Below are 15,181 nucleotides of genomic sequence, written 5' to 3'. Positions count from 1 at the left end.
TGTCGGGACCATCATCGAGCTTGAAATAGGAGTGATGCGCGAGATTGACGATCGTCGGCGCATCGGTGGTGGCGGTGAGTTCGATGCGCAGCGTTGCTGCCCCGACAAGGCTGTAGCGGCACCAGAGATTCAGCGCACCGGGATAGCCGGCATCACCGTCAGGCGAGACCAGGGCCAGCGTCACGCTTGCCGCGTCATGATGCAGGATCGTCCAGGGCCGCTTGCCAAAGCCCTGCCCGCCACCATGCAGCGAATGCCGGCCGTTCTCGTTCAGAGGCAACTGATAGGTCTTGCCGTCGAGCGTGAAGCGCCCGCCGCCAATGCGGTTGGCGAAGCGTCCGGCGATCGCGCCCATATGCGAGGCGTGCTGGGGATAATCGGCGGGATCGGCGAGCCCGAGTACGACACGCTGCGGCTGGCCGCTCGTCAGCGGCACGCGCAGATCGCGCAGCGTCGCGCCCCAGTCCATGACACGCGCCTCGGCCCCACCGGGCGAGCGAAGCACGATGTCGTGGATCGGCGTGCCGTCCGAAAGGGTCGCGGCGATAGCAGGCTTGGTCATGGGCATCACACCACCAGCAAGGAAACGCGGCCGAAGCCGCGCCCTCTCGTGCCCGATTTCATCGCCGTGCTCAACGGTCACACGCATGGGTCTGGCGCTTGGGCCCGGCGTTTGAGCCCGGCGCCTCGGCCCTCACCAAACCCCGGTATTCGGCATGCTCGCCCACGGCTCGGCCGGCGCCTTGGCGGGCCCCTTCTGCAGGATCTCGATCGAGATGTTGTCGGGAGAGCGGACGAAAGCCATGTTTCCGTCGCGCGGAGGGCGGTTGATCGTGACGCCCGCCTTCATCAGCTTGTCGCAGGTCGCGTAGATATCGTCGACCTCATAGGCGAGGTGACCGAAATTGCGGCCGCCGGTATAGACTTCCGGATCCCAGTTATAGGTCAGCTCCAGCGTGGGGCGGCCACGGCTGCCTTCGGCGCCCTTGGCGTCGGCGGCGTCATCCGGCGCAGCCAGGAAGACCAGCGTGAAGCGTCCCTTCTCATTTTCGATGCGGCGGGTTTCGACAAGGCCGAACATGTTCACGTAGAAATCGAGTGACGCGTCGAGATCGGTGACACGCACCATGGTGTGGAGATATCGCATGCTTGGGGCTCCCCTTGTTCGGCCGGGTTGATCTCGCTCCTAAATCGGGCCAGACGCTCTGCTTTCCAAGAGGCGGCGCGCGAGGCGGGCCATGACGAGAACGCAAGACGTGGACACGAAACGCCCCGACGCCGCGACAATTTCCAGCATCAAGCAGCGTGCTGCCTTGCTGTCGGTGATGGCGACGCTCCTGCTGACCGGAGCCAAGGGCATCGCTGCGATCCTCTCCGGCTCGCTCGCCCTGCTGACCGATGCCTTGCAGGGGCTGATCGATATCGGCTCGACTCTGTTCACCTGGTTCGCGGTGCGGGCGGCCGACAAGCCGGCCGACGCGGAGCACCATTACGGCCATGGCAAGGTCGAGGCGTTGGCGGCGCTGGTCGAGACCGCGATCCTCTTTACGCTGGCCGGAGCTATCCTCTGGGAGGCGATCAGCCGGCTGTGGAGCGGTACGGTCGACGCCGTTACCGTCACGCCCATCGTGCTTGGCGTCATCCTCTTTTCCATGATCGTCGACGCGATCCGCTGGCACTCGCTGCGCAAGGTCGCGGCGGAAACGGGCAGCGAGGCACTGGCAGCCGAGGCGACGCATTTTTCGGCGGATTTCGTCGGCTCGGCCCTGGTTCTCGTCGGCCTCATCGCCGCCTGGTTCGGCTTTGGGCGGGCCGACACGATCGCCGCCTTCGCGATCGCAGCCTTCATGGCCTATTCCGCCTTCAAGCTCGGGCGCCGCACGATCAATACATTGCTCGACGCTGCCCCCGCCGGGCTGAGCGAGCGCCTGACCGCCGCAGCCGGGGCTGTGCCCGGCGTCGTCGCCGTGGAATGGCTGAAGGTTCGGCCTTCGGGCGGCCAGACCCATGGCGAGATCGGAATTCGCGTCTCGCGGACGCTCCCGCTCGACCGTGTCGTCGCCATCAAGGACGCGCTCGTGCTGGCGTTGCGCGAGGTCGAGCCAGGGGCCGAGATCACCGTCACCGCCAACCCGATCCAGGTCGATGATGAGACCGCGCTCGAGCGGGTTCTGCTGATCGCGCTCAAGCTCAAGATCCCGGTGCACCACGTCACCGTGCACAGCATCGGCGACCGACTCTCGGTCAGCCTCGATATGGAGGTCGATTCCCGGCTGCCGCTCGGCGAGGCGCATGAGATCGCGACCCGGCTCGAGACCGCGATCCGCGCCGAGTTCGGCGGCGAGACAGAGGTCGAGACCCATATCGAGCCCATGGAAACCGGCACGCCGCCGGGCCACAATGCCGCATGGGACGCGGTGGAGGATATCGGCAAGGCGCTTGCCAAGGAGGCCGCGGGACTCGACGGCCCGATCCACGACATCCACAGCGTCCGCGTGCGCCAGACCCCGAACGGTCTCGTGGTGAATTATCACTGCCGTGTCGATCCGGCGCTCGACGTCGCGGCGGTCCATGCCGCGGTCGACGCGATCGAGCGCGCCGTCCGGATCGCGCGCCCGCAGGTCTGCCGGCTGGTCAGCCATGCCGAGCCTGCGCATCTGCGCCAGCCTGCCTGATCAGCGCGCACGGACTTTCAGCGGAAGGGGGCTCGGGCTACAGACAAGGCTCAGATGTCGTTTTCGCCAGGGTTGTCCATGCGCGCCGAAGATACCCCCCTGATCCGTCTCGAGGATTATCGTCCCTCCGACTGGCTGATCGATACGGTCGATCTCGACTTCGTTCTCGATGCGCATGAAACGAAGGTGCGGGCCCAGCTTGGCCTCAGGCCGAATCCGGCCGGGCAGCCGGGATCGGCGCTGGTCCTCGACGGGGACGAGCTGACGCTGGTCTCGCTCAAGCTCGATGGAACCACGCTGGATGCTGCGGCCTACAGCGCCACGCCGCAGGGACTGACCGTGCTCGCGCCACCGAAGCGCGGCTTAACCCTCACCATCGAGACGGTGCTGAACCCCTCGGCCAATACCAAGCTGATGGGGCTCTATCGCTCGTCCAACGTCTACTGCACCCAGTGCGAGGCGGATGGCTTCCGCCGGATCACCTATTTCCTCGACCGCCCCGACGTGATGTCGGTCTACACCGTGCGCCTTGAGGCGAAGAAGGCCGAGGCTCCGGTCCTGCTCTCGAACGGCAACCGGGTCGCGACCGGGGATGTCGCCGGCACCGACCGGCATTTCGCGGTCTGGCACGACCCTCATCCCAAGCCCGCCTATCTGTTTGCCCTGGTCGGCGGCACGCTCGACCATGTTCGCGAGGACTATGTCACCGCCGATGGCCGCAAGGTCGAGCTCGCCGTCTATGTCGAGCCCGGCAAGAGCAGCCGCGCCGGCTGGGCGCTGGACTCGCTGGTGCGCTGCATGCGCTGGGACGAACGCGTCTTCGGCCGGAACTATGATCTCGACGTGTTCAACGTCGTCGCCGTGTCGGATTTCAACATGGGCGCGATGGAGAACAAGGGCCTCAACATCTTCAACGACAAATATGTGCTGGCCGATCCGCAAACCGCCAGCGATGGCGATTATGCCAGCATCGAGGCGATCATCGCGCACGAGTATTTTCACAACTGGACCGGCAACCGCATCACCTGCCGCGATTGGTTTCAGCTGTGCCTGAAGGAAGGCCTCACGGTCTTCCGCGACCAGGAATTCTCCTCCGACGAGCGCTCCCGCCCGGTGAAGCGCATCGCCGATGTGCGGACCCTGCGCGCAACCCAGTTCTCCGAGGATGCGGGGCCCCTCGCCCACCCCGTCAGGCCGCGCGCCTACAAGGAAATCAACAACTTCTACACGCCGACCGTCTATGAGAAGGGCGCGGAGGTGATCCGCATGCTCAAGGTCCTGATCGGCGACGAGGCCTTCAAGCGCGGCATGGATCTGTATTTCGAGCGCTGCGATGGCACCGCCGCGACGATCGAGGAATTCCTGGCCTGTTTCGCCGAGAGCTCGGGCCAGGATCTCAGCCATTTCGCGCGCTGGTACGAACAGGCGGGCACCCCAACGATCGTCGCCTCCGGCCGCTACGATGCTGCCGCAAGGAGCTATACGCTCGATCTCGCCCAGAGCACGCCGCCGACCCCCGGCCAGCCCCAGAAAGCGCCGGTGGCGCTGCCGATCGCGCTCGGCCTCGTCGGCAAGGCCGGCGACCTGCCGCTCCACAGCAACTCGAATGCCTATGCGGGCGACGGGCTAATCGTGCTCGACCAACCGTCGCTGTCAGTGACCTTCACGGGCCTGGACGAGGCGCCGATCCCGTCCTTGCTGCGCGGCTTTTCGGCCCCGGCGCGGCTGGAGCTCGATCTTGCCGATGCCGATCTGCTGCGCCTGTTCTCTGCGGACAGCGATTCCTTCAATCGCTGGCAAGCGCTCCAAACGGTCGCGACGCGCGCGTTGACCAGCGCCGGGCGCGGAGCCCTCAGCGCCGCCGGGCTTGCCGACAAGGCCACGGAACTCGCCGGAGCGCTCGACGCCTTCCTGCGCGATCATGCGCTTGCCGACCCTGCCTTTGCCGCCCAGGTGCTGCGCCTGCCCGCCGCCGCCGATATCGCCCGCGAGATCGGTCGGGATGTCGATCCCGACCGGATCCATGCGGCCCACCGCGCGCTCTCGGCACAGATCGGCAAGACACTGGCCGACAGGCTTTCGAGCCTGCGCGACGCGCTTGACGATAAGAGCCTCTATTCGCCGGATGCCACGGCAGCCGGGCGAAGGGCGCTGCGCAACGAAGCGCTGGGACTGCTCGCCATCGGCGCCCCCGAGACCAGCGCGCGCCTCGCAGACACCCAGTTCAGCGCCGCCGACAACCTGACCGACCGGCTTGCGGCACTCGCCGCCATGACGCTGATCCCGGGCGAGGCTCGCGAAGCCCTGATCCGGCGCTTCGCAGAGCGCTATGCGGCTGAGCCGCTCGTGCTCGACAAATGGCTGATGGCGCAGGCTCTGATCGCCGAGCCCGGCACGCTCGGCCGCGTCAAGGACCTGATGCGGCACCCGACCTTCTCGCTCGGCAACCCGAACCGCGTCCGCTCGCTCATCGGCGGGTTTGCCGCCAACCTGACGCAGTTCAACCGACCCGATGGCGCCGGCTATGATTTCGTGGCGGATATCGTGATCGCGCTCGATCGGACCAATCCCCAGATCGCCTCGCGCCTGCTCGGTTCCTTCAAGACCTGGCGCACGCTGGAGCCGGGCCGTCGCGGCCTCGCTCAGGCGGCCCTCACCATGGTGTCGCGCACCCCCAATCTGTCGCGGGACGTCGCCGATATCGCAGAGCGCGCACTCGCCTGAGAGGCGGGGCGCGCACCGCCTGTCCAGTTCGTTAACGATTTATTACCCGCACAAGATTCATTCTATGAATTACTACAACCATAGGGTGAATTCTGAGCCCCTGATTCAACTCAAAGCTAGACAAACCGATTCGGTCGGATTCAACTGGCGGTGATTCGAGGGGATGCGGCACGTCTCCCGATCTTACTGACGGTACTGTTATCCGAAGGGGGAACGGGCATGGCGCGTGCGAACGCGACCTGCGCGGCAACGCGCGCAGGCACGATTCTGGGTGTCGCAAGATCGCTGACTCATCCGCTCTACCAGCGGTTTGAGAAGGCTGAGCCGACCTTTCGCAAAGTCATTCCTGCCCTCGTCCTCGGCTTTTTTGTCCTGTTCGGTGCCGGCGCCTATATCCAGACCTCCGCGATGCGTGACGATGCATTGTCGGATGCGATATCTGATCTCGACCTCGTCGCGTCATTGATCGCGCGAGAACTCGACATCGCGACAAAGATCGATGCGGCACCTGCAACTGTTCTTGCCGCACTTGCGACCAAGCACCTGTCCTCACATGGCCGCCTCGTCCATGTCAGCGATGCCAGCGGTCAGGTCATCGCCAGCGAGCCGGTGATTGGACAGGCCCGGCGCACGCTGGTCGATTTCCTTGGCCAGACCCAGCCGCTGACCGTGTTCGGCGACCGGGCCGGCGTCATGAAGATCGTCCTCCCAGGCGGCCTTGAGACCTTCGCGACCGTCCGCAACCTCGCCGCCCCGCTCGGCCAGGTTGCGGTCTTGCAACCCGCGTCGCGGGTGCTGTCGCTCTGGAATGAGCGCAGTCGCGCGCTCACCATCCTGTTCGGCTCGGCCGCGCTGGTCCTTTCTGCCCTTACCGTCGCCTTCCTGATGCAGTCGAAGCGCGCCCGCGCCGCCGACGAGGACTGCGACTGCGTGCGCGAACGTATCGATACCGCGCTCAACCGCGGCCATTGCGGCCTCTGGGACTGGGACCTCGCGCGCGGCCGCATCTACTGGTCGGACTCGATGTATGCGATGCTCGGCTATGACCGCGCCGGCGACTTCATGTCCTTTGGCGAAGTCAATGCCTTCATCCATCCGGCCGATGTCGATCTCTACGCGCTCGCCGACGCGATCAGCCGCGGCGAGGCCGACCATCTCGACCAGGAATTCCGGGTTCGCGACGTCAATGGCGGCTGGGTCTGGCTCAAGGCCCGCGCCGAGCTGGTCACCGACCGGCGCACCCATTCGCAGCACCTCGTCGGCATCGCAGTCGACATCTCCGAGCAACGCCGCATGGCCGAGCAGACCGCGACAGCCGATGCCCGCCTGCGCGATGCCGTCGAGGCCATCTCGGAAGCCTTCGTGCTCTGGGACGCGGATAATCGTCTCGTGCTCTGCAACGCCAAATACCAGCAGTTGCACCAGCTTTCCGCCGAAGCCGTCCATCGGGGCGTGAGCCACGAAGAGGTGATGAGCCTCAGCGCCCAGCCCAATATCGACCGCGAGCCGACCCGCCACTCCCGCGAGAACGGCACCTCCTACGAGGCGCGCCTCTCCGATGGCCGCTGGCTCCAGATCAACGGACGCCGCACGAAGGATGGCGGCTCGGTTTCGGTCGGCACCGACATCACCACGCTGAAGCAGCAGGAAGAGCGGCTCACCCAGTCCGAGCATGAACTCCTGATGCATGTCACCAATCTCAAGGCCTCACGCCAGAAGCTCGAGGCGCAGGCTCAGCAACTCGCCGATCTCGCCGAGCGCTATCTCGAGCAGAAGGCTGCCGCCGAAACCGCCAACCGCGCCAAGTCGGAATTCCTGGCGAATATGAGCCACGAGCTGCGCACGCCGCTCAACGCCATCATCGGCTTCTCCGAGATCATGGAGAACGGGATGTTCGGTGCCCTCGGCAGCGAACGCTATGTCGAGTATGTCCGCGACATCCGCACCAGCGGCGGCTATCTGCTCAGCGTGATCAACGACATCCTCGACATGTCGCGGCTGGAATCCGGCAAGCGCCGGTTGGAAGCCTCCGATGTCGCGGTCGACCTCGTCGTGGCCGAGGCCGTGCATGAGGCCCAGGACCAGATCGCGCGCAAGGACCTCACCCTGACCGTCGAGGGGGCCAAGAACCTGCACCTCGTCGCCGATCCGCATGCGCTCTACCAGATTCTCCAGAACCTGCTCGACAACGCGATCAAGTTCACCCCCACCGGCGGGCGCGTCGCCATCCGCACGCGGCAGGTGCCGGACGCGCTCAACATCTATGTCGAGGATACCGGCATCGGCATCCCGAAGGAGAAGATCGACCGTATCGGCCGGCCCTTCGAGCAGGTCGAGGGCGAGCTCATCCGCAGCCATGGTGGCTCCGGCCTCGGTCTCGCCATCGCCCGGTCCCTGACGGAGCTCCATGGCGGCTCGCTGCGCCTGCGCTCGACCAGCGGCGCTGGCACGATCGTGATGGTGCATCTGCCCCTGAACGGGGGCGCCGGGCGGATCAACGCCCAGGCTGCGTAAGGCTCCCTCAGCCCTGACGGGCTGCGCCCAGCACCCGCTTGAAGATTCCGCGCACGGCGCTCCGCGTTTCGTCCAGTTCTGCGCGCAGCACCTTGGCATCCGGCCGGCCAACGGCCGTCGCGATCCGGCGCAGCACACGCTCCGGCACCGCCTTCGGATCGAAGGCCTCCTCAACGGTGAAGCGCTGCCAGAGCTGCACGTCGCCAATCAGACGGTGCGCCTCCACGAGAACCGAGGCATCTGCTTGCGCCAGCAGCCCGGCTTCGCGCGCAGCGACGAAGACCGGCGCGGTATCGCGTACCAGAAGCCCGGGATGAGCGCTGGCGTGAGCCAGGATCAGGAACTGCGCCAGGAAATCCAGATCCGTCAGCCCGCCCGCAGCAAGCTTGAGATCCCATGGATCGCTTTCACCCTTCTCCCTGGCGATCAGCGCCCGCATATCGGCAACCGCCGCAGCGACTTTGGCCGGCTCGCGCCTGCGGCCCAGGATGGCCGCGATCGCCGCTTCAGTGCGGCGCGCGAGCCCAGCATCGCCGGTGATGACGCGGGCACGCGTCAGCGCCATCTCCTCCCAGATCTCGGCTTCGCCGCCGTGATAGGCCTCGAAGCCGGCGAACTGGGTTGCGGCCGGGCTCTTGTTGCCGGAGGGCCGCAGCCGCATGTCGACCTGGTAGAGCGTGCCACGCCGCGTCGGCACCGTCAGGGCCGCAACGAGGCGCTGCGTGAACCGGATATGCCAGGTCACCGGATCGAGCGATTTGCGCCCGGTGCTGACCTCAGATGCAGCAGGTCGGTCATAGAGCAGGATCAGGTCGAGATCGGAGGACGGCGTCAGCTCGCCCGCCCCGAGCCGGCCGAGCCCGAGGACCACCGTCTCCGCCCCCTCGACCACGCCATGGTCTTCTGCGAAGGCCGTCTTGGTGTCGTCGAAGGCGACGCACAGGCAGGCATCGGCCACCGCGCAATAGGCCTGACCGGCCTGCTGGGCGGCATAGACGCCCGAAAGCAGCCGCGCCCCGACGAGGAAGTTCTCCTGCCGGGCCGCGTCGCGCAGTCGATCGAGCCCGTCCTCCACGCTGGGCGGCGGCGTCCCGACAGCGGCGCGAATGCGCCGCGCGACCGCCTCGCCATCGAGCACGGATGAGGTGAAGGCCGGGTCGATCACTCCGTCGAGCACATGCGGGTGCAGGGCGGCGACCTTGGCCAGGCGAGGGGCGCTGCCAAGAATCTCGGCGAAGATCGTCAAGAGCGAGCCATGCGAACGCAGCAGGGTCAGCAGTTCGACAGCCGCCGGCATCCGAACGAAGGCGTTGTCGAGATGGGCGAGTGCACCATCGGGATCGGCCGTGCGGCCCAGCGCCACGAGCAGCGCCGGCGTCAGCTCGGTCAACACCTCACGGGCGCGCGCACTGGTGACGGCAGCACGGCGGCCGAAATGCCAACCGCGCACGGTCTCCGCCACGGTTTTCGGGGCGCGAAAGCCGAGCTTGCCCAGCGTTTCCAACGTATCGGGATCAAGCTCGGTGCCGGTGAAGCTCAATGTGCCTGCCTCGCTCGCCAGGCTCGGACCTTCTTCGAACAGCAGCCCATAATGGCCTTCGACGCGCTTGGCATGAGCCGTCAGCGCCTTGCCGAAAGCGGCCGTCGAGGGATAGCCGCAGAAACGGGCAAAGGCCTCGAGATCGGCCTTCTGCGTCGGCAGCGTCTGCGTCTGCTCGTCATTGCGCATCTGCAGGCGGTGCTCGATCGTGCGCAGGAAGCGATAGGATTCGCCGAGCTCGTCGCGCGCCTGGGGCGTGATCCAGCCTTCGCGGGTCAGTTCGGCCAGCATGTCGAGGGTCCGCGCACCGCGCAAAGCCGGACGCCTGCCGCCGAAGACGAGCTGCTGTGTCTGCACGAAGAACTCGATCTCGCGGATGCCGCCGCGCCCGAGCTTCACGTTATGGCCGGCGACCGCAACGGTCTCGTGGCCCTTCACCGTCTGAATCTGGCGCTTCATCGCATGGATGTCGGCGATCGCGGCGAAGTCGAAATATTTGCGCCAGATGAAGGGGGCGAGATCGCGGATGAAGCGGTGGCCGAGCTCGAGGTCGCCCGCCACGGGGCGCGCCTTGATCATCGCCGCCCGTTCCCAGTTCTGACCGACGGTCTCATAGTAGGAATAGGCGGTCGGCAGCGCGACGGCGACATGCGTCGAGCCGGGATCGGGCCGCAGCCTGAGATCGACGCGGAAGACGTAACCGTCCGGGGTCCGCTCCTGGATGATCCGGGCGACCTGTTGCGTCAGCTTGACGAAGAAGCTCGACGGCTCGGCGACGCCCGCGGCCTCGGCCGCTTCGGGATCGAAGAAGACGACGATATCGATGTCGGAGGAGTAATTCAGCTCGCCGGCGCCGTGCTTGCCCAGCGCGAGCACGACGAGGCCTGAGCCCGGGCCTGGATTGGCTGGATCGGCCAGGGTAATCCGCCCGAGGTCGGCCGCCTGCCGCAATGCATGCGCAACCGCCAGCCGCACCGCCATGTCGGCGGTCGCGGTCAAGGCGGCCGTCACCGTCTCGACATCCCAGAGGCCGCCGATATCGGCGAGCGCCACGAGCAGCGCCATGGCCTGGCGAAAGCGCCGCAAGCCCCGCATCAGTTCGCCGGTCTCGCATTCGGCGGCGGCACCCAGAGCTTGGATATCACCGAGCAGGGCGTCCCGCCGCGCTTCCGGCTGCAAGGTCAGGGAGGCGAGCAGCCCTTCGGGATCAAGCCGCATGACCTGCGCGAGAAAAGGCGAATGCGCCAGCAGACCAGCGACGAGTTCGGTCGAACGCGGATAGTCCGCGAAATGGGCGGCGAGAGCCTGGGCGGCCTTCTCGTCCCGCAGGCGATCGATCAGGTCATGCGCGATGAGCGCATCGGCCTTGGCCCGCGCCGGCAGGACGGGCGCGCTCGAAACTCTCTCGCAAAGCTGCCCGTCCATTGCATAACCCCGCCGATCAAGCCGACTGGAGGCCAGCAGGGTTCGCCTGCGCTGTCGAGGCGGGAAGCGCTCCTTCCCCGGCTGTTTCCACAGGCTTGGGCGGAGCTTCCGGCAACAGCATGACAACGCGCAGGCCCGGCGCATTGTCCTCGAGCCTGATCTGGCCGCCATGGAGCCGGACGACGCCGGCCGCGAGCGAGAGGCCGAGCCCGAAGCCGGGCTTGCTGCGGCTCTGATCCAGCCTGACGAAGCGCTCGAGAACGCGACCGCGGTCGGCCTCGGGAATACCTGGCCCATTATCGGTCACGGAGAGCTCGATCTGTTGCCCGACCACCCCGGCGGCAACGCGCACGATGGGGGCGGCCTCCCCGGTCGGCTTGCCATATTTCAGGGCATTGTCGATCAGGTTGGCGAGCGCCTGTCCGATCAGCTCGCGATTGCCCAATACGCGCAGGTCAGGCGTAACCTCGGTGACGATCTCAAGACCCGCCTCTTCCGCCAAGGGTTCGTAGAGCTCGGCGAGCCCCGAAACAACCTCCGAGAGATCCAATTCGGCCATGCTGTCATTGATCCGCCCCGTTTCCAGCCGCGCGATCATCAGCAGCGCATTGAAGACGCGGATCAGATTGTCGGCCTCATCGATGGACGCATCCAGTGCGCCGCGGAGTTCGTCCGGCGACTGGGCGGTCCGGAGCGCCTCCTCCGCCCGGTTGCGCAGACGTGTCAGCGGCGTCTTGAGATCATGCGCGATATTGTCGGAGACCTCCTGCATGCCAGACATCAACTCGCCGATCCGGTCGAGCATGGCATTGAGATTGAGCGCCAGCCGATCCAGCTCGTCGCCGGTACCGGAGATCGCGAGCCGCCCCTTGAGATCCCCCGCCATGATGGTCTGCGCGGTATCGGTCATGTCGTCGATGCGCTTGAGCACGCGCCGCGCCACAAACCAGCTCGCGAAGCAGCCCAGCACGAAGACGAGCAGAAGCGACCAGCCGGCCGCCCGCCGGATCACCACGCCCAGCCGATCCCGTTCCTCGAGGTCCCGGCCGACGAGCAGCCTGAAGCCGGCCGGAAGCACGAAGACCCGGACGATGGCGCGGCTCGGCGAGTCGAGCGCGTCGCTGCTGCGGGAATATTCGATCTCGCTCTCACCCGGCAGGTCGAGAGCGCCCGGCTGCAGTGCCTCGACATTTCCGGCCAGACGCTCGCCGACCGGCGTCGTCACGAGATAAAGCGAAGCGCCCGGCGCGCGCGAACGCCGCTCGATGATATTGACGAGGCGCCTGATGCCACCCAGGCGCTGCTGCTCGGCGAGCCCCTGGATCTCGGCGTCGATCGTCGATCGGATCTGGTCATCCAGCAGCCGCTTGGCATTCCAGGCGACATAGCCGAGCACAAACCCGGCGAAGAGCGCGAAGATGACGAGATAAATCGCGGTCAACTTGAAGGCGGTGGTGCGGAACAGGTTCGGCAGGAAGCGCTGCTTCCTCTTCGGAGCCTGAGACGCACCGGAGCCCGGCGAGACGATGTCAGCGGGTCGTGTCACGAACCATGTATCCCGCGCCGCGAATGGTGTGGATCATCGGATGCTCGAAGCCCTTGTCGACCTTCGAACGCAACCGCGAGACATGCACGTCGATGACGTTGGTCTGCGGATCGAAATGATAGTCCCAGACATTTTCGAGCAGCATCGTGCGCGTCACGACCTGCCCGGCATGCTTCATCAAATACTCGAGCAGGCGGAATTCGCGTGGCTGCAGCGGTATCTCGCTGTCGCCGCGCGTGACCCGGTGGGCCAGCCGGTCGAGCACGAGATCGCCGACGCGATAGGTCGTCGGCTCCGAGGCCGGCGCCGCACGCCGCCGCGACAGCACCTCGACGCGCGCCAGCAGCTCGGAGAAGGCATAAGGTTTCGGCAGATAGTCGTCGCCGCCGGCACGCAAGCCCTTGACGCGGTCATCGACCTGCGCGAGCGCCGACAGGATCAGCGCCGGCGTCGCATCGTTCTGCTCCCTGAGCGAACGGATCAGCGACAGGCCATCGAGGCGCGGCAGCATGCGATCGACCACCAGAACGTCATAGCCGCCCCCCTCCGCCATCGCATAGCCCTGCAGGCCGTCGGCGGCATGATCGGCAACATGCCCAGCCTCGCGAAAGGCCTTGACGAGATAGGCCGCCGCTTCGGCGTCGTCTTCAACGATAAGGAGTCGCATGACGGCAGGTTACCTCAGGAAACTGAAAAACGGCAGGCCGGATGAATACATCCGGCCTGCCGCGTTAAGGCTGGTTTACCTGGCAGGGGCGACTGAAGGCCAGGAAGCCTGCCCAACCTTGTTTAGGCGGCCGGCTGACGGCCGACCTCGAAGCTGACCTCGCGCTCCTTGCCGTCGCGCCACACGGTCAGGGTCGTCTTGGTGCCCGGTGCGAAGACCGCGATCTTCTTGGAGAGATCGCGGGCGTCGGCGACCTTGTCGCCATTGACGGCGATGATCGTGTCACCACGCTTGATGCCTGCCTTGGCGGCGGGACCATTGGCCTGCGCCTCGGCGATCAGGGCGCCATGGGGCTCCTTGAGGCCGATCGCATCGGCGACTTCGGCGGTGACCGGCTGGATCTGGACGCCGATGAAGCCACGGGCCACGGAGCCATCCTTCTTCAGCGAGGCGACGACGCTGTCGACCGTGGCAGCGGGAACGGCAAAGGCGATGCCGACATTGCCGCCCGACGGCGAGTAGATCGCGGTGTTCACGCCGACGACCTCACCCTTCTGGTTGAAGGTCGGGCCACCCGAGTTGCCGCGGTTCACGGCCGCATCGATCTGCAGGAAGTCGTCATAGGGACCAGAGCCGATGTCGCGCCCCTGGGCCGAGACGATGCCCGCGGTCACGGTGCCGCCGAGGCCGAAGGGGTTGCCGACAGCCAGCACCCAGTCGCCGATGCGCGGCTTCGTCTTGGCGAGCTGGACGAAGGGGTAGTTGCCCTCCTCGGTGACCTTCAGCAAGGCGATATCGGTCCGCGGATCGGTGCCGATGACCTTGGCCGCAAGCGTCTTGCCGGAATCGGTGACGAGCTGGACCTCGGTCGCGTTCTGAACGACGTGGTTATTGGTCACGACATAGCCGTCCTGGCTGACGAAGAAGCCCGAACCCTGCGACATGCCCTGACGCGGCTGCGGCTTGCCCTGACGCGGGCCCTGGCCCTGGCCCTGACCCTCTTCACCGAAACGGCGGAGGAAGCGCTCGAGCGGGTGGCCGGGCGGCAGACCTTCGATGCCGCTCTCGCCATCCTCGGCGGAGGCGGCAGCGACGCTGGTCTTGACGCGAACGGAAACGACAGCCGGCTTCACGTGATCGACCATGTCCGCAAAGGACGGGAGCTGGGTCTGGACGCCGGAGAGCTGGATCGGCTGGGCAAAGGCGCTGTGATTCTGCATGAGAGCGCCATCCGCGAGACCAGCGGCAAGACCGATGCCCAGCGTGGCCGCACCGGCGATCAAGGCGCCGCGCTTGAGGATGGACTTGGAAGTGGTAGGGGTCGTCATGGTTTTACCTCTGCGACTGACGGCAGGGGCATTCCCTGCTTGGTGTCGTGACCATGACGGGTGGCGCCTTACCCCGTTTTCGCGCCGAGATGACGTTTTTGTAAGGTTGAGCGGACGGCGCCCCCCAGTGCGCTTGACGATTGAGACGGCGCTCCTGTCTCATGGGGGGACGATGACTTTGCCGGACTGGCCTTGACGATGCGCGTTCTCACATTCGCGGCGATTGCCGCCCTCGCACTGGGCAGCAGTGCCGCCTCCTCGCAAACCATCACGACCTACCAAACCGGTTTGCGGCTCGCCCAGAAGCGCGGCTACGCGAACGCGGAATGCTACGCGCAGGTGTTTGCACGGCATGCCGTCGTGGTCGAGAAAGCCAGCGGAAACCGAGGTTGGTTTGCTCCCTCGACACCGGCCTACAATGCCGAGCTCCGCCGCCGCTGCGGCGTCGACCGGCTGGCCGATCTCGCGGCCCGCAAGCCCGCCCGCATCGCAGGCCGCAACACCTATGCGGGGCCCCAAACCCAGGGCGGAGCCTACCTTGCGGGCACGAAGATCGCGGCTCAGCGCGGATATTCAGGAGACAAGGTGGCCTGCTTTGCCCGGGTCTTCGCCGAGCACGCGACGTTCAGGCCATCGCCGATCCGTACCGGCTTTGTGGATTGGAGCGCCAACCTGGGCCCTGCCATAACGGGCGAGATGCAGAGTCAGTGCGGCATCTCCATCTGACCTGAGCGTCGGTGTTTGCGGCGGATTTCCCGAAGA

10 protein-coding genes are annotated in these 15,181 nt (G+C 66.2%); 4 read left to right on the top strand and 6 right to left on the bottom strand.

From position 1 onward, the window contains the following. Both AC1DW9_RS23965 and AC1DW9_RS23960 read right to left on the bottom strand, forming a co-directional pair. On the bottom strand, nt 1-562 hold a 562-nt coding region (locus tag AC1DW9_RS23965; protein WP_476855197.1), incomplete at its 3' end, for an aldose epimerase family protein. A 132-nt stretch (nt 563-694) separates the two neighbouring features. Then, nucleotides 695-1,147: a VOC family protein gene (locus tag AC1DW9_RS23960; protein ID WP_441506607.1), complete on the bottom strand. Its 453-nt coding sequence runs from the start codon at nt 1,145-1,147 to the stop codon at nt 695-697. 109 nt (nt 1,148-1,256) lie between these two features. Here AC1DW9_RS23960 and AC1DW9_RS23955 point away from each other — a divergent pair, with 109 nt between their 5' ends. The 3 genes from AC1DW9_RS23955 to AC1DW9_RS23945 all read left to right on the top strand — a co-directional run bounded on the left by AC1DW9_RS23955 (nt 1,257) and on the right by AC1DW9_RS23945 (nt 7,913). Next, nucleotides 1,257-2,675: a cation-efflux pump gene (locus AC1DW9_RS23955; protein WP_244523343.1), complete on the top strand. Its 1,419-nt coding sequence runs from the start codon at nt 1,257-1,259 to the stop codon at nt 2,673-2,675. A 78-nt stretch (nt 2,676-2,753) separates the two neighbouring features. Further along, nucleotides 2,754-5,399: an aminopeptidase N gene (gene pepN / locus AC1DW9_RS23950; protein ID WP_476775655.1), complete on the top strand. Its 2,646-nt coding sequence runs from the start codon at nt 2,754-2,756 to the stop codon at nt 5,397-5,399. A gap of 219 nt (nt 5,400-5,618) precedes the next feature. After that, nucleotides 5,619-7,913, top strand: coding sequence for a PAS domain-containing sensor histidine kinase (locus tag AC1DW9_RS23945; RefSeq protein ID WP_441489150.1), 2,295 nt, complete (start codon nt 5,619-5,621; stop codon nt 7,911-7,913). 7 nt (nt 7,914-7,920) lie between these two features. Here AC1DW9_RS23945 and AC1DW9_RS23940 read toward each other — a convergent pair whose 3' ends face one another. The 4 genes from AC1DW9_RS23940 to AC1DW9_RS23925 form a co-directional block, all read right to left on the bottom strand. Then, entirely contained in the window at nt 7,921-10,878 is a 2,958-nt protein-coding gene (locus tag AC1DW9_RS23940; RefSeq protein ID WP_441506609.1) for a bifunctional [glutamine synthetase] adenylyltransferase/[glutamine synthetase]-adenylyl-L-tyrosine phosphorylase, read from the bottom strand. Nucleotides 10,879-10,894: 16 nt separating this feature from the next. Beyond that, nucleotides 10,895-12,352 (bottom strand): HAMP domain-containing sensor histidine kinase, encoded by a 1,458-nt coding sequence (locus AC1DW9_RS23935; protein WP_441489235.1) that lies wholly within the window; start codon nt 12,350-12,352, stop codon nt 10,895-10,897. A gap of 55 nt (nt 12,353-12,407) precedes the next feature. After that, nucleotides 12,408-13,091, bottom strand: coding sequence for a response regulator transcription factor (locus AC1DW9_RS23930; protein WP_043241143.1), 684 nt, complete (start codon nt 13,089-13,091; stop codon nt 12,408-12,410). 122 nt (nt 13,092-13,213) lie between these two features. Next, nucleotides 13,214-14,419 (bottom strand): S1C family serine protease, encoded by a 1,206-nt coding sequence (locus AC1DW9_RS23925; protein ID WP_441489148.1) that lies wholly within the window; start codon nt 14,417-14,419, stop codon nt 13,214-13,216. Between the two features lie 192 nt (nt 14,420-14,611). On the opposite strand from AC1DW9_RS23925, the gene AC1DW9_RS23920 reads away from it, so the two are divergent. Then, complete coding sequence (locus AC1DW9_RS23920) at nt 14,612-15,145, top strand: hypothetical protein (RefSeq protein WP_441506610.1); 534 nt, start codon at nt 14,612-14,614, stop codon at nt 15,143-15,145. Nucleotides 15,146-15,181: the final 36 nt, after the last annotated feature.

The sequence above is a fragment of the Allobosea sp. P4_E12 genome, from assembly GCF_056401655.1.
The sequence above is the reverse complement of the archived record's forward strand: the minus strand, read 5'-3'. Positions and strand labels throughout refer to the sequence as shown.